At 64.2% G+C, this 14809-nt stretch carries 18 protein-coding genes and 1 tRNA gene; 7 read left to right on the top strand and 12 right to left on the bottom strand.

Annotated elements, in window-relative coordinates; translation table 11 throughout:
* Positions 1-64: 64 nt before the first annotated feature.
* The 7 genes from LCI23_RS03075 to petA all read right to left on the bottom strand — a co-directional run bounded on the left by LCI23_RS03075 (position 65) and on the right by petA (position 5142).
* The gene (locus LCI23_RS03075) at positions 65-613 is read right to left on the bottom strand and encodes a DVUA0089 family protein (protein WP_224943864.1); all 549 of its coding nucleotides are present in this window, start codon (positions 611-613) and stop codon (positions 65-67) included.
* 282 nt (positions 614-895) lie between these two features.
* A tRNA-Thr gene (locus LCI23_RS03080) sits at positions 896-971 on the bottom strand.
* 27 nt (positions 972-998) lie between these two features.
* Complete coding sequence (locus tag LCI23_RS03085; RefSeq protein WP_224943866.1) at positions 999-1484, bottom strand: ClpXP protease specificity-enhancing factor; 486 nt, start codon at positions 1482-1484, stop codon at positions 999-1001.
* Between the two features lie 125 nt (positions 1485-1609).
* Positions 1610-2221 (bottom strand): glutathione S-transferase N-terminal domain-containing protein, encoded by a 612-nt coding sequence (locus tag LCI23_RS03090; RefSeq protein WP_224943868.1) that lies wholly within the window; start codon positions 2219-2221, stop codon positions 1610-1612.
* Between the two features lie 99 nt (positions 2222-2320).
* Positions 2321-3082: a cytochrome c1 gene (locus LCI23_RS03095; RefSeq protein ID WP_224943871.1), complete on the bottom strand. Its 762-nt coding sequence runs from the start codon at positions 3080-3082 to the stop codon at positions 2321-2323.
* 28 nt (positions 3083-3110) lie between these two features.
* Positions 3111-4526 carry a cytochrome b N-terminal domain-containing protein gene (locus LCI23_RS03100; RefSeq protein WP_224943874.1) on the bottom strand — a complete coding sequence of 472 codons (1416 nt, stop codon included), beginning with the start codon at positions 4524-4526 and terminating at the stop codon, positions 3111-3113.
* 1 nt (position 4527) lies between these two features.
* A complete protein-coding gene (petA, locus tag LCI23_RS03105) occupies positions 4528-5142 on the bottom strand; it encodes a ubiquinol-cytochrome c reductase iron-sulfur subunit (RefSeq protein ID WP_224943877.1) in 615 nt (204 codons plus the stop codon).
* Between the two features lie 236 nt (positions 5143-5378).
* Between petA and mscL the strand changes: the two genes are divergently transcribed.
* The 4 genes from mscL (at position 5379) to LCI23_RS03125 (ending at position 8127) form a co-directional block, all read left to right on the top strand.
* Complete coding sequence (mscL, locus tag LCI23_RS03110) at positions 5379-5792, top strand: large conductance mechanosensitive channel protein MscL (RefSeq protein ID WP_224944274.1); 414 nt, start codon at positions 5379-5381, stop codon at positions 5790-5792.
* 85 nt (positions 5793-5877) lie between these two features.
* The gene (locus tag LCI23_RS03115) at positions 5878-7008 is read left to right on the top strand and encodes a Do family serine endopeptidase (RefSeq protein ID WP_224944280.1); all 1131 of its coding nucleotides are present in this window, start codon (positions 5878-5880) and stop codon (positions 7006-7008) included.
* Between the two features lie 16 nt (positions 7009-7024).
* On the top strand, positions 7025-7732 hold the full coding sequence (locus tag LCI23_RS03120; protein WP_224943880.1) for a DUF2461 domain-containing protein: 708 nt from the start codon (positions 7025-7027) through the stop codon (positions 7730-7732).
* 20 nt (positions 7733-7752) lie between these two features.
* Positions 7753-8127: a cupin domain-containing protein gene (locus LCI23_RS03125; RefSeq protein WP_224943883.1), complete on the top strand. Its 375-nt coding sequence runs from the start codon at positions 7753-7755 to the stop codon at positions 8125-8127.
* An 8-nt stretch (positions 8128-8135) separates the two neighbouring features.
* Here LCI23_RS03125 and LCI23_RS03130 read toward each other — a convergent pair whose 3' ends face one another.
* From LCI23_RS03130 to LCI23_RS03150, 5 genes are all read right to left on the bottom strand, one after another.
* A complete protein-coding gene (locus LCI23_RS03130; RefSeq protein ID WP_224943886.1) occupies positions 8136-9167 on the bottom strand; it encodes an NAD(P)H-dependent glycerol-3-phosphate dehydrogenase in 1032 nt (343 codons plus the stop codon).
* Positions 9168-9181: 14 nt separating this feature from the next.
* A complete protein-coding gene (locus LCI23_RS03135) occupies positions 9182-9634 on the bottom strand; it encodes an SH3 domain-containing protein (protein ID WP_224943889.1) in 453 nt (150 codons plus the stop codon).
* A gap of 88 nt (positions 9635-9722) precedes the next feature.
* A complete protein-coding gene (gene secB / locus LCI23_RS03140) occupies positions 9723-10181 on the bottom strand; it encodes a protein-export chaperone SecB (RefSeq protein ID WP_224943893.1) in 459 nt (152 codons plus the stop codon).
* A 143-nt stretch (positions 10182-10324) separates the two neighbouring features.
* On the bottom strand, positions 10325-10588 hold the full coding sequence (gene grxC, locus LCI23_RS03145) for a glutaredoxin 3 (protein ID WP_224943897.1): 264 nt from the start codon (positions 10586-10588) through the stop codon (positions 10325-10327).
* 23 nt (positions 10589-10611) lie between these two features.
* Positions 10612-11013: a rhodanese-like domain-containing protein gene (locus tag LCI23_RS03150; RefSeq protein ID WP_224943899.1), complete on the bottom strand. Its 402-nt coding sequence runs from the start codon at positions 11011-11013 to the stop codon at positions 10612-10614.
* Between the two features lie 100 nt (positions 11014-11113).
* On the opposite strand from LCI23_RS03150, the gene gpmA reads away from it, so the two are divergent.
* The 3 genes from gpmA to LCI23_RS03165 are packed head-to-tail and all read left to right on the top strand — an operon-like array spanning position 11114 to position 14765.
* Positions 11114-11860 carry a 2,3-diphosphoglycerate-dependent phosphoglycerate mutase gene (gene gpmA / locus LCI23_RS03155; RefSeq protein WP_224943901.1) on the top strand — a complete coding sequence of 249 codons (747 nt, stop codon included), beginning with the start codon at positions 11114-11116 and terminating at the stop codon, positions 11858-11860.
* 9 nt (positions 11861-11869) lie between these two features.
* Positions 11870-13282, top strand: a complete 1413-nt coding sequence (locus LCI23_RS03160; protein ID WP_224944282.1) for a murein hydrolase activator EnvC — start codon at positions 11870-11872, stop codon at positions 13280-13282.
* Between the two features lie 10 nt (positions 13283-13292).
* Entirely contained in the window at positions 13293-14765 is a 1473-nt protein-coding gene (locus tag LCI23_RS03165) for a S41 family peptidase (RefSeq protein ID WP_224943910.1), read from the top strand.
* Positions 14766-14809 lie beyond the last annotated feature (44 nt).

Genomic DNA, 14809 nt, shown 5'->3' on the forward strand with positions numbered 1-14809 from the left:
CATCTCAAGAATCACTGGCTGCAGTCAGGGTGGCAGCCAGTGAGGGTGTCAAGGCCAGGCTGAATCAGGCTTGCTTGCGGCGGCGTGCCAGACCGAGACCGATAGCAGCCAGGCCCAGCAAACCCAGGCTTGCCGGTTCAGGCACGTCGGTGCTGTCGACCTGGCTGAGGTTGATCGTATACGCGCCGTTCGGACCACGGATGCCTGGTGCATTGGCAAAGCCTGCGAGGTTTCCGCCGTAGTTATAGGAATACGCATTAATCGCGAGCATGTACTCGCCTGCGCTCAGGGTCCGGTTGATATACGAAGCCAGGCCTGAATAATCGTCATTGAAGGCAAGCGTGTCGCCGTTTTGATCGAAGAGGAACAGCATCGTATCAAAGGTGATGTTCGTCGTCGATGCGGCGAAGCTGCCGCCATTCCACTTGAACTTGAAGAGATCGACCGAATCCGCGGTGCTCAGGGCACCCTTGATCTGCGTCGTACCGTTCTTGACCGATTGCGCGGTCAGCGCGGTATGACCCGCATCGCCGTCTTCATTATAGGTGGTGGCATGCGCCGCAGCCGAACTGAGAGCGGTAGCGACAATCATTGCGCTGATCATTTTCTTCATTTGGAATCCCTAGGGTGTAGTTTTGAAATTGCTTTTTTCTAAAAGCAATAACCATGCCTAGGAAAAATATTTTTCAAAATCAATGATTTACTGAAATATGGAAAAATACACAATGCATTGTGTAAAATTTTTCGACAGGACTCATTCGGGTGGATGTGTACGCCGTCCAGGCAAGGCCCGTGTTTGGATGTCTCACTGCCGAGCAAATCCGGATTGACGCGCGCATATTGGCCAGAAAGCAAAAAGCCCAACCATGAAGGCTGGGCTAGTGCTTGATGATACTGGTGCCGACTGCAGGACTCGAACCCGCCACCTGATGATTACAAATCAACTGCTCTACCTGATGAGCTAAGTCGGCTGTGCTCTGAAGAACAAGAATTATACGCTATTTAATACGCGTCAAGGTCGGCCGTCCGCCCTTCTTCGGCGGCTCGTCATCGCCATCCGGCGTTGTAGCGCCCGGTTCGGTCGGCGAATCCGCCCCGGTGCCCGGTACCGCCGACAGGGATGGTGCCGGGGCCCCGTCGCCCGAGTCGAGCGGCGCCATCTCCGCCGCCGTCGCGTTCACCTCGAAGGCCATGCCCTGGCCATTCTCGTTGGCATAGATCGCCAGCACGTTCTGCACCGGAATGTACAGCTCGCGCGAGACGCCACTGAAGCGCGCCCGGAAGTGGATCGCATCGTTGTCCATCTTCAGGCCCGAGGTGGCGCCATAGCTGATGTTCAGGATGATCTCGCCCTTGCGCACATATTCCATCGGCACCGTGGTGGCGGCATCGACCTTGACGGCAAGGTAGGGCGTGTAGCCGCTGTCCGTGCACCACTCGTAGATGGCGCGCAGGAGGTAGGGCTTGGTGGAGATCTCTGACATGGACGTGATTAACAAAGCAAAGCTGTACGCCAGTGTAGCGGATTCGCCGCGAGGGCGTCCGCAACCGGCGCATGAAGTATCGTCGAATGCGGCATGCGGGCGAGGCGGCTCGCCCGCAGCGGGCATCAGCGGCGCATCACCTTCTCGGACGGGGTCAGCGCTTCGATGTAGGCCGGGCGCGAGAAGATGCGCTCGGCGTACTTCATCAGTGGCGCCGCGGTCTTCGACAGTTCGATGCCGTAGTGGTCCAGGCGCCAGAGCAGCGGGGCGATCGCCACGTCCAGCATCGAGAACTCGTCGCCCAGCATGTACTTGTTCTTCAGGAACAGCGGGGCCAGCGTGGTCAGGCGGTCGCGGATTTCATTGCGCGCCTTGTCGTGGCTCTTGTCGTTCGCCTTGTTGCGCTCGCTTTCCAGCACGTGCACGTGGACGAACAGTTCCTTCTCGAAGTTGAACAGCATCAGGCGGGCACGGGCGCGCATCAGCGGGTCGGCCGGCATCAGTTGCGGGTGCGGGAAGCGCTCGTCGATGTACTCGTTGATGATGTTCGACTCGTACAGGATCAGCTCGCGCTCGACCAGGATCGGCACCTGGCCATAGGGATTCATGGTCGAAATGTCTTCCGGCTTGTTGAACAGGTCGACGTCGCGCACCTCGAAGTCCATGCCCTTTTCGAACAGGACCAGGCGGCAGCGTTGGGAGAACGGGCACGTGGTGCCGGAGTAGAGAACCATCATGGTTTGTAGTTCCTCAAGAAACAATGGGGTGAAGCGCCTAGCGATTCACCCCGAAAAATGATTGCCCGTATTATAGCCAACCGGGCAATGAAAGCGAATTTACTTCACTTCTTTCCAGTACGACTCGTTCAGGCGCCAGGCCAGGAAGGCGAAAATCGACAGGAAGAGCAACACAATAACCCCCAACTTCTTACGTTGGTCTTGCGCTGGCTCAGCCATCCAGCTCAGGTAGGCAACCAGGTCGGCGGTAGCGGTGTCGAATTCCTGCGGGCTCATCGTACCGGGGGTGACCGTTTCGAAGCCGACGAACTTGTGGACGGTCTTGCCCTGCTCATGCGGGTCGGCCACTTCCTGGAACTTGGCCTGGCGCACGCCTTGCTGCTGCCACATCACGTGCGGCATGGCCACGTTCGGCAGCACCATGTTGTTCCAGCCGGTCGGGCGGTTGTCATCCTTGTAGAAGGTGCGCAGGTAGGTGTACAGGTAGTCCGCACCCGAGCCCGCAGGCGAGGATTTCGCGCGCGCGATCACCGACAGGTCCGGTGGCACCGCGCCGAACCAGGCTTTGGCGTCGTCCGGGCGCATGGCCGTCGTCATCATGCCGCCAACCTTGTCTTGCGAAAACAACAGGTTGTTCTTGATCTGCTCTTCGGAGAGACCCAGGTCGCGCAGGCGGTTGTAGCGCATGCTCGATGCCGAGTGGCAGTTCAGGCAATGGTTGATGAACAGCTTGGCGCCGTTCTGCAGCGACGACAGGTCGCTGCGTTGCGGCGCCGGCTCGAGTGGGAAGCCGCCTTCGGCAGCGAATGCCAGTCCCGGCAGCAGGGCCAGGACGGCGATCAGTTTCTTCGCAAGTTTCATGTTCTTGTCCTTGTGCTCTGGTCCGCGATTAGTGTGGCGTGAAGGTCAGGCGCGTCGGGACCGGCTTGAACCGGCCCATCGTGCTCCACCACGGCATCAACAGGAAGAACGCAAAGTACAGCAGGGTCGCCACTTGCGAGATGATCGTGTAGGCCGGGGTCGGCAGCTGGGTACCGAGGTAGCCCAGGGCCACGAAGCACAGGCCGAACACGATGTACACCCACTTGTGCCAGTCCGGACGGTAGCGGATCGAGCGCGCCGGCGAGTGGTCCAGCCACGGCAGCAGGGCAATGATCACCACCGACGAACCGAACAGCACCACGCCCCAGAACTTCGCATCCAGCACCTGCGGCAGCATGCCGACGATCAGGACCAGGCCGATCACGGACACGATCATCTTGGCCTTGTGCGACAGGCGCGATTTCATCCAGATGAAGACGACATAGGCGGCGACCGCGATCATCAGGACGTACATGAAGTCGGCCGTGGTGGCGCGCAGCACCGAGTAGAACGGCGTGAAGTACCAGGTCGGCGCGATGTGCGGCGGGGTCTTCATCGAATCGGCCGGCAGGAAGTTGTTGTATTCCAGGAAGTAGCCGCCCATCTCAGGTGCGAAGAACACGATCGCCGAGAAGATCAGCAGGAACACCGACACGCCGAAGAAATCCTTGGTCGAGTAGTAGGGGTGCGACATGATGCCGTCCACCGGGTGGCCGTTGGCGTCCAGGTTGTCCTTGATCTCGATGCCGTCCGGGTTGTTCGAGCCGACTTCGTGCAGCGCGATCAGGTGCGCCGCCACCAGGCCCAGGATCACCAGCGGCAGGGCGATGACGTGGAAGGCGAAGAAGCGGTTCAGGGTCGCGTCGGAGACCACGTAGTCGCCGCGGATCCACAGCGACAGGTCCGGGCCGATCACGGGGATCGCGCCGAACAGGTTGACGATCACCTGGGCGCCCCAATAGGACATCTGGCCCCACGGCAGCAGGTAGCCGAAGAAGGCTTCGGCCATCAGGCACAGGAAGATCGCGAAGCCGAACAGCCAGATCAGCTCGCGCGGCTTGCGGTAGGAGCCGTACATCAGGCCGCGCGCCATGTGCAGGTAGACCACGATGAAGAACATCGAGGCGCCGGTCGAGTGCATGTAGCGCACCAGCCAGCCCCACGGCACTTCGCGCATGATGTATTCGACCGAACCGAAGGCCAGGTTGGCGTCCGGCTTGTAGTGCATGGTCAGGAAGATGCCGGTGACGATCTGCAGCACCAGCACCAGCATGGCCAGCGAGCCGAACAGGTACCAGACATTGAAATTCTTGGGAGCGTAGTACTTGCCCCACTGGTCATTCCACAGCTTCGACAGCGGGAAGCGGTCGTCGACCCAGGCCAGCGCCTTCTGGCCGACCGGTGCGTCCGCAGCGACCTGCGTTTCCTTGAATGGGCCGCCCATGTTATGCCTCGCCTTTCTCGTCTTTGCCGATCACCAGCTTGTTGTCGGACAGGTACATGTAAGGGGGAATGTCCATGTTGGTCGGCGCCGGCTTGTTCTTGAACACGCGCGCCGACAGGTCGAAGGTCGACCCGTGGCAGGGGCACAGGAAGCCGCCCGGCCAGTTGTCCGGCAGGTTGGGCTGCGGTCCGGATGACAGGCGCGAGGACGGCGAGCAGCCGAGGTGCGAGCAGATGCCGACCGTGACCAGCACTTCCTTGTGCTCCTTGCGGGCACGGTAGGGATTCTGGGCGTATGTCGGCATCGGCAGCTGGTACACTTTTTCGGAGTTCGGGTCGGCCAGCTCGGCGCTGTCCTTTTCCAGGGTGGCCAGCATCTCCGGCGTGCGGCGCAGGATCCAGACCGGCTTGCCGCGCCATTCGACCACTTTCATTTCGCCCGGCTTGACGTCGGAGATGTCGACCTCGACCGGGGCGCCGGCGGCTTTCGCGCGCTCCGACGGCTGGAAGGTACTGACAAGAACTCCCGCCGTGGACACCCCGACGACGCCACCTGCAGCGCATGTCGCGACGAGCAGTCCGCGTCGGCCTGAATCGACCTGCTTTTCATTACTCATACCAACCCCACTCCGTGAAAAACGAATCTTAAGAATCAATAAAGAGCTTTCAGCAACACAAAATTATATGTGAAGGGCAATACCGATTGGAAAAAAATTATCAAGCGGATACATTCAACACGAATAGCTGTGCGCGGAACCCACAGTCTGGAGGCAGTGCGGACGTCGTTTTCGGCTTGCGGTATGATGATTTCGTTTGTATCAAGTTTGTATCAATAACAATGAAAGGGATGGCCATGTCCATGATGGGAGAGTTCAAAACCTTTGTAATGCGCGGCAACGTCGTCGATCTCGCGGTCGGCGTGATCATCGGCGGCGCGTTCGGGCGCATCGTCGATTCGCTGGTAAAGGATGTGATCATGCCGCCGATCAGTATGTTGTTTGGCGGCCTCGATTTCGCCAATTACTACCTGCCGCTGAATGGCCAGGACTCCAGCCTGCCGCTGGCGGAAGCGCAAAAGGCCGGCGCCGTGCTCGCCTACGGGAATTTCCTGACCATTCTGATCAACTTCATCCTGCTGGCCTTTGTCATCTTCCAGATGGTGCGCGTGGTGAACCGCCTGCGCGGCCCGGCCCCGGCGCCGGAAACGCTGGCCACCCCGGAAGACATCGTCCTGTTGCGCGAAATCCGCGACTCCTTGAGGAAATAAACGGGTGAAAGACGGCGTCCATGAACTCAGGCCGCAGGGCACGCGCCCGCGGCGCCAGCCGGGAACGTTCAGGCGTTTCTGGCTGCTGTTCGCGCAGGCCGTCACGGTGGCGCTGGCGCTGTATTTCGTGGTGGCCGCACTACGGCCGGACTGGCTGCAGCGCGCGCCGACCCGGCTCGCGCTCGGACCGGCGGGCCAGGCGGTGCCGGTGCTGCAGGGCGCCAGCGTGCCGGCCAGCGGCAGCTACCGTGAGGCGGCCGGGCGCGCCATGCCGGCCGTCGTCAACATCCTCACCAGCAAGACGTCGCGCGAGACGCATCCGCTATTGAAGGATCCGTTCTTCCGCCGCTTCTTCGGCGACCGGCTGCCGCCCGACGAGCGGATGGCCAGCCTCGGCTCGGGCGTGATCGTGAGTGCCGATGGCTACATCCTGACCAACAACCACGTGGTCGAAGGCGCCGACGTCATCGAGGTCGGCCTGGCCGACGGGCGCAAGGCGCCGGCGCGCATCGTCGGCACCGATCCGGAAACCGACCTGGCCGTGATCCGCATCGCGGCGCGCCAGCTGCCGGTGATGGTGCTGGGCGACCCGGACGCGGCGCGCGTGGGCGACGTGGTGCTGGCCATCGGCAACCCGTTCGGGGTGGGTCAGACCGTCACCCTGGGCATCATCTCGGCGCTGGGACGCAACAACCTGCACATCAACCATTTCGAGAATTTCATCCAGACCGACGCCGCGATCAATTTCGGGAACTCGGGCGGGGCGCTGGTCGATACCCATGGCCAGCTGCTCGGGATTAACTCGGCGATTTATTCGCAGACCGGCGGCTCGGTCGGGATCGGCTTCGCGATTCCCGTCACCACGGCGAAATCGGTGCTGGACGCCATCGTCAAGCACGGCCAGGTGGTGCGCGGCTGGATCGGCATCGAGTCGCAGGACATCACGCCCGAACTGGCCGAGAGCTTCGGCCTGGGCCGTTCGAGCGGGGCGATCATCGCCGGCGTGGTGCGCGGCGGGCCGGCCGACCGTGCCGGCATGCGCCCGGGCGACATCCTGGTGGCCGTCGGCGGCAAGACGGTGGCGAACACGGGCGAGATGCTGAACCTGATCGCCCAGCTCGAGCCGGGAGAAAAGACCCCGATGCGCGTCCTGCGCAAGAACCGCGAGTCCACGCTCGACGTCACCGTCGGCAAGCGGCCGCGCCCGCCCCAGTGATTTTTTGGAAGCCCGCATGCACCTGCGTGACCTGACGCAATTCCTGACCGAACTCAGCGAAAACAACAACCGCCCCTGGTTCCTGTGGAACAAACCCCGCTACGACATCCTGCGCGCCGAATTCCTGCAGGTAGTCACCGAACTGATCCAGGAACTGGGCAGCTTCGACAAGGCCGTGGCTGGCTGCGATCCCAGGAAAGCCCTGTTCCGCATCCACCGCGACGTGCGCTTCGCCAAAGACAAGCGTCCGTACAAGACCCATTTCTCGGCCGGGATCGCGCCGTTGAACAAGCGCCGTCCGAGCGCGGCCGGCGGGCCGACCTATTACTTCCATATCGAAGCCAACGGCACCCTGCTGTTCGGCGCGGGCGAGTACCTGCCGCCGGCGCACCGGCTGAAGGCGATCCGCCAGCACGTGGTCAACGATGCGACAGGCTTCAGCAAGATGTTGAAGAATAAGCATCTCCGCGCGACCTATGGCGACCTGCAGGACGAGGATAAACTGCAGCGCCCGCCGAAGGGTGTCGATCCCGCCCACCCGCTGGTGGAATACCTGAAGCTGAAGAGCTTTTTCGTGTGGGTCGAGGTGCCGCTGCTGCTGAACGCGCCGGAGTTGCTGGTGCCGCAGCTGGCAAGCGGCATGCAGGATGCGTTCGCGCTGGTCAGCTGGCTGCGCGGCGTGCCCGAGCTGCCCGAGCCGGCCGGGGAAAGCGCCGGGGATTAACCGTACAAAGGAGGGGCGACATGGCCTTGCAACACGCAGTATCGGGCGAGCGCATCGCATTGCAGCGCGGCGACGACGACATCGCCCATTTCACGTCGATCGCGCTGGTCAAGACCGAGCACATGGAACTGATCCGGCTCGTGCTGCCGAAGGAAAAACCGATGCCGGAGCACCGGGTCGAGGGTGAGATGACCCTGGTCTGCCTGGAAGGCGAGATCGCCTTCGATGCGCACGGGCGCACCACGATCCTGCGGCCCAACGAGATGGTCTACCTGGCCGGCGGCGAGCCGCATGCGGTGCGCGCCAACAAGGATGCGGTGGCCCTGCTCACCATCCTGCTGGGACCGGTGCGCACGGGCGGGCCGACCCGCGATCCGCGCGGCTCGGGCAACTGATCCATGCACTAGGCCAGCTCGTCGCGCGGATCGCGCGCCAGCAGCTGCTGCGTCATCTCGGCGGCCGATTCGCCGTCGAACAGCACCGCCGCCACCGCATTCGTGATCGGCATGTCCACTCCCAGCCGGTGCGCCAGCGTGCGCACCGATTTCGCACACGGCACGCCTTCGGCCACGTGGCCCAGTTCGGCCACGATGGTATCCAGCTGCTTGCCCTGGGCCAGCGCCAGGCCGACGCGGCGGTTGCGCGACAGGTCGCCCGTGCAGGTGAGGATCAGGTCGCCCATGCCGGCCAGGCCCATGAAGGTGGCGGGCTGGGCGCCGAGGTGCACGCCAAGCCGGGTGATCTCGGCCAGGCCACGCGTGATCAATGCCGCACGCGCGTTCAGGCCCAGGCCCAGGCCGTCGGCGGCGCCGGTGGCGATCGCCATCACGTTCTTCACGGCGCCGCCTACTTCCACGCCGACCATGTCGTCGCAGGAATAGACACGCAGATTGTCGCCGTGCGCCGCGGCCACTACGCGGTCGCGCAGCGCTTCCGAGGTGGAGGCGACCGTCAGCGCGCAGGGCAGGCCGCGCGCCACTTCCTGGGCGAACGAAGGGCCGGACAGGGCCGCGCCCGGCACCGCCTGGCCCAGCACCTCGTCCTTGACCTGGTGCGGCAGCAGGCCGGTGCCGGCTTCGAAGCCCTTGCACAGCCAGACCACATTCGGCACCGCGCGCCCCTTCAGCTGTTCCAGCAGCGGACGCAGGCCGGCCACCGGGCAGGCCAGGACCAGTAACGGGGCCTGCTCCGGATCCGCCTCGACCACGTGCGCCAGGGCGGCATCGAGGTCGGCGCCCAGCTTCAGGTTCGCGGGCAGCGGGTAGCCGGGCAGGTAGTGCAGGTTTTCGCGCGCCGCTTCGGTCTCGGCCATCTGGGCCGGGTTGCGGCCCCACAGCAGGACGTCGTGGCGGCGGGCCAGGGCGATCGCCATGGCCGTGCCCCAGGCGCCGGCGCCGAGGACGGTGATCTTGGAGGGAGTTTTTTGTTCTTGCATGCTTGAGCTGGGCCTCACCGGCCCCAGACGTCGTTGGCGCGGACATAGCCGTCGATGCCGTCGCGGTGGCGCACCCGGGCCCAGGCGGCGGCGTTCGGATCGAGCAGCTCGAGGACGACACCCTTGTCGGCGGTCATCAAGACCTGGCTCGATTCATCCGGGCCGGCGTATACCCGGGCGCCGGGCGTGCGCACCACCAGCCTGCGCACCGCGCTCAGGCCCCTGGCCTGGGTCCAGGCCAGGTCGCCGTCGGCGTCGCGCACCTTGACCCAGTCGCCATAGCTCGATACCACCTGCAGCGGCATGCCGCGCGGCGCCAGGTACATCCGGGTGCCTTTGGCCGAGGGAGTGTCGTACAGGATCACCGGGGCCGCGCCGACGCTCTTGAAGTCGAGGGCGGATGCGGACGGCGTCGCCGGCAGGAGCAGGAGCAGGAGCAGGCTGGCGAGGAGACGGGCTGGAATCATGGCGGGCCGAAGACGAACGGAAGACCGTAAATGAACCGGGGCGCCGGAGGAACGGACGCCGCGCTGCGGCGTCCGCGAGAGGTAGTGCTTATTGTGCCGGAGCGGCGGCAGCCTGGGCCATTGCCTGCTGGCGCTGCTGGTAGAAGGCTTCGAAGTTGATCTCGGCCAGGTGCACCGGCGGGAAGCCTGCGCGGTTGATGATGTCGGCGATGTTGGCGCGCAGGTACGGGTACACGATGTTCGGGCAGCCGATGCCCAGCAGCGGATCCATCTGCTCGGCCGGGATGTTGCGTGCTTCGAAGATGCCTGCCTGCTTGCCTTCGACCAGGAAGGCGACCTTGTCCTTCAGCTTGGCGGTGACGGTGATGGTCACGGTGCTTTCGTAGATGCCATCGGCGATGCTTTCGGCGCCGACGTCCAGCGACACTTCGATGCTCGGAGCTTCTTGCTCGAGGAAGATGGCTGGCGAATTCGGTTGTTCCAGCGACATGTCTTTCAGGTAGACGCGTTGGATTTGGAATACGGGTTGCAGGTTTTCGTCAGACATGGAACGCTTTCTAAATTAAGGGTGGACGGGCGCGCCGTCCCGGTACTTTGGTCAAACGCGACGGCAATTGTATCAAAATCAATTTGGATGCAATACCCCTGCCGCCGTTGGCCGGAGCCCGTCAAATCGGGCTCTCCTGTCGTTCAGGCGCCTTTCAGCATCGGGTCGAGACGGCCCGCCTGGTCGAGTGCGTACAGGTCGTCGAAGCCGCCGACGTGGGTGTCGTCCACGTAGATCTGGGGCACGGTGCGGCGGCCGGTGCGCTGCATCATGATCTGGCGCTGCTCCGGGTCGAGGTCGACGCGGATGCGTTCGATGTCGGTCACGCCCTTGGCTTCGAGCAGGCGCTCGGCGCGCACGCAATACGGGCAGTTGGCAGTGTGGTAGAGAACGACGTGTGCGGACATGGATGCTTCCTCCTGAATGTTTATTACTTGGTCACCGGCAAGCCAGCCGCGACCCAGGCCGCCTGGCCGCCTTCGAGCGCGTGCGCGTCCGCGAAGCCGGCCGCCGTCAGCAGGCGCACGGCCTTGTCGGCGCGCGCGCCGCTCTGGCAGACAACGATCACGGTGCGGTTCTTCGACTTCTCCAGCTCGCCGATCCGGTTGCCCAAGTCTGCCAGTGGGATGTTTTTCGCGTCGCGCAGGTGGGCGCTGCCGAATTCCTCGGCGGAACGCACGTCGAGCACGAGGGTCTTGCCGCGGTTGATCATCTGCGTGGCCTGCAGCGCGGTAGCGCGCTTGCCGCGCGGGGCCAGTGCCGGCCAGAGCAGGGCGCCGCCCGAGATCACGGCGATCGCCACCACGAAAATATTATCGAGAATGAAATTCACAAGGGTTCCGTTGGTTGAACTGAATCGGGGCATTATAAAATAAGATGCTGGACCGGATTTCAATCGCAGTTTCGCACTTGTTCAACTTAAAGAAGAGCTTATGTACAAAATCGTATTCATGCGCCATGGCGAGTCCACCTGGAACCTGGAAAACCGCTTCACCGGCTGGACCGATGTCGACCTGACCGAGAAAGGCATCAGGGAGGCGAAGACGGCCGGCCGCGTGCTCAAGGAAGCCGGTTTCACCTTCGACCTGGCGTATACCTCGGTGCTCAAGCGTGCGATCCGCACCCTGTGGCTGGCGCTGGACGAAATGGACGCGATGTACCTGCCGATCAAGAACGACTGGCGCCTGAACGAACGCCACTATGGCGCCCTGCAGGGCCTGGACAAGGGCGAGACCGCCGCCAAGTACGGCGACGAGCAGGTGCTGGTCTGGCGCCGCAGCTACGACACCCCGCCTCCTGCACTGGAAGAAAGCGACGAGCGCACCTCGTTCAAGGACCCGCGCTACGCCGGCCTGGACAAGGCGCAGATCCCGCTCACCGAATGCCTGAAGGACACGGTGGCGCGCGTGATGCCGGCCTGGAATGAAGAAATCGCCCCGGCCATCCGCGCCGGCAAGAAGATCCTGATCTCGGCCCACGGCAATAGCTTGCGCGCCATCATCAAGATGCTGGACAACATCAGCGACAGCGACATCGTCGGCCTCAACATCCCGAACGGCCAGCCGCTGGTGTACGAACTGGACGACAACCTGAAGCCGATCCGGCACTACTACCTGGGCGACCAGGAAGCGATCGCCGCCGCCATGGCGGCCGTGGCCAACCAAGGGAAGGCGAAGTAAGTCTTGCGTTTGCCATCCACGAAGCCGGCCGGCGCGCTGCTGTGCGCGCTGCTGGCGCTTGCCTTTTCCGATTCCGCCCTCGCCCAGCGCCAGACCGACCGCAGCCGCCAGAAGGCGACGGCGGAAAAGCAGCGCGTCGGCATCCAGCAAAAGCTGGAAGCGATCAAGCGCGACATCGCCCGCACCGAAGACGCGCGCGACGATGCCGCCGACGAACTGGCGGCCTCGGAAGCCGCGATTTCCGACGCCAACCGCGCCCTGCGCGACCTGGCCGAGGAACAGGACGCGACCAGCACCCGCCTGCACGCGCTGTCGACGGAAGGCGAGCGCCTGCAGCAAACAATTGTTAATCAAAAGAAACAATTGTCGCAGCTGCTGCGCGAGCACTACGTGGCCGGCAACGAAGACCGGATCAAGCTGCTGCTGTCGGGCGACAACCCGAACCGCATCCACCGCGACCTGCAGATGATGGCCTATGTATCGCAGGCCCAGGCGAAACTGCTGACCTCCTTGCGGGCCAACCTGGCCGAGGTCGAGACCAACCGCGACAAGGTCGAGAACGCCCAGCAGGAGTTGCAGGAAATCGCCGACGAGCAGCGCCAGCAGAAGGACGTGCTGGAAAAGCAAAAGGCGAAACGCGCCGCGCTGCTGCAGAACCTGTCCACTCGCCTGGCCGACCAGCGCAAGCAGGCCGACCGCCTGCAGCGCGACGAGCAGCGCATGTCCGGCCTGGTGGACCGCCTGACGCGCCTGATCCGCGAGCAGGAAGAGGCCGAGCGCCGGCGCCAGGCCGCGCTGGCCGCGGCCAAGGCCAAGGCCGAGGCGGAAGAAAGGGCGCGTGCCCTGGCCCGCGCCAAGGCCGCCGCCGAGAGGGCCGAGCGCGAGCGCATCGCGCGCCAGAATGCCAAGCCCGGTAGCAAGCCGGTGCCGGAACCGGAACGGCCGCGGGTGGCCGAGCAGCCGGTGCCGGAAACGAAACCGAGCGCGCCGCCGCCGCCCGAGGTCGCGCTGCCGCCAGTGCCGGCCGGCGCCTTTGCCGGCATGAAGGGCCGGCTGGCGGTGCCGGTGCACGGCAGCGTCGCGGCCCGCTTCGGCAGCCGGCGCGGCCAGGGCCCGAGCTGGAAAGGCATGTTCATCAAGGCGCCGGAAGGGGCCGAGGTGCGCGCCGCCGGCCCGGGCCGCGTCGTGCATGCCGACTGGCTGCGCGGCTGGGGCAATGTGATCATCATCGACCATGGCGGCGAATACCTGACCACCTACGGCAACAACTCGGCCCTGCTGAAACGGGCTGGCGACATGGTCAAGGCCGGGGAGGTGATCGCGAGCGCGGGCAACACCGGCGGCAACGAGGAATCGGGGCTATACTTCGAGCTCAGGCATCGCGGCCAGCCCCTGGATCCGGCCGGCTGGATCAAATTCTAGGGACACGATTATGGGTAAGGCAAAGAACATTGGGCTGATCGGACTGGGCATGGTGGCCGGCGTGGCCGCCTCCTTCCAGTTCTCGGCCCATGCGCAGAAGGAAACCGCCGCGCCACTGCCGCTTGACGAGCTGCGCCAGCTGGCCGATGTGTACGGCCTGATCAAGTCCGACTACGTCGAGCCGGTCGAGGACAAGAAGCTCCTCACCGAAGCCATCGGCGGCATGGTCGCCTCGCTCGACCCGCATTCCGTCTACCTCGACCAGAAGTCCTTCCGCGAGATGAAGGAATCGGTGCAGGGCAAGTTCGTCGGCGTCGGCATCGAGGTCGCCAGCGAGGACGGCTACGTGAAGATCGTCGCCCCGATCGAGGATTCGCCGGCGCACAAGGCCGGCATCAAGTCCGGCGACCTGATCACCCGCATCGACAACGTCCCGGTGCGCAATATGTCGCTCGACGAAGCGGTCAAGCGCATGCGCGGCAAGGCCGGCAGCAAGGTCACGCTCACCATCGCCCGCCGCGGCGAGGACCGTCCCTGGGTGGTGCAGGTAGAGCGCCAGGAAATCGCGGTGGCCAGCGTCAAGGCGAAGATGGTCGAACCGGGCTATGCCTGGCTGCGCGTGAGCCAGTTCCAGGAAAACACTGTCGAAGAACTGGCGAAGAAGGCCAAGGGCCTGTATGCCGAGAATCCGGACATCAAGGGCCTGGTGCTCGACCTGCGCAACGACCCGGGCGGCCTGCTGCCGGGCGCGATCGGCGTCTCGGCCGCCTTCCTGCCCCAGCCGGACCAATTGATCGTCTCGACCAAGGGGCAGTTGCCGGATTCGAACCAGCAGTTCTTCGGCCGCCGCGAATACTATGCGCAGCGCGGCGCCGACCCGCTGGCCGGGCTGCCGGCTGGCCTGAAAACCGTGCCGATGGTGGTGCTGGTCAATGGCGGCTCGGCCTCGGCTTCCGAAATCGTGGCCGGCGCGCTGCAGGACTACAAGCGCGCGATCGTGATGGGCAGCCAGACCTTCGGCAAGGGTTCGGTGCAGACCCTGCGCCAGCTGTCGCCCGACACGGCCGTGAAGCTGACCACGGCGCGCTACTACACGCCGAAGGGTCGCCCGATCCAGGCGGTGGGCATCGTGCCCGACCTGCGGGTCGATGAAACGGCCGAGGGCGACGCGCTGGCCGCGCTGCGCGTGCGCGAGGCCGACCTCGAGCGCCACCTGGCCGGCGAGGCCGAGAAAACCCCGGCCGCCAAGGACAAGAAGGCCGCCTTCGACGCCCAGCAGCGCGCCCTGGCCCAGCTGAAGGACCGCAAGCCGCTCGACTACGGCAGCAAGGACGATTTCCAGCTGATGCAGGCGATCAATCATTTCAAGGGGCAGCCGGTGCAGCTGGCCAAGTCCGCGCCGCAGGCCGCCAAGCCCGCCGCCCCCAAGACCCTGCCCGGAACGGAGCAGAAACCGCCAGAACTCAAGGCACCCAAAAAGTAGGGTGGGCGGCTCCTCCGCCCACGCGGTGATCGCTACAGGGTCCG

Origin of the sequence: Massilia sp. MS-15, from assembly GCF_020176695.1 — a bacterium.
Classification (GTDB): domain Bacteria; phylum Pseudomonadota; class Gammaproteobacteria; order Burkholderiales; family Burkholderiaceae_D; genus Telluria; species Telluria hydrophila.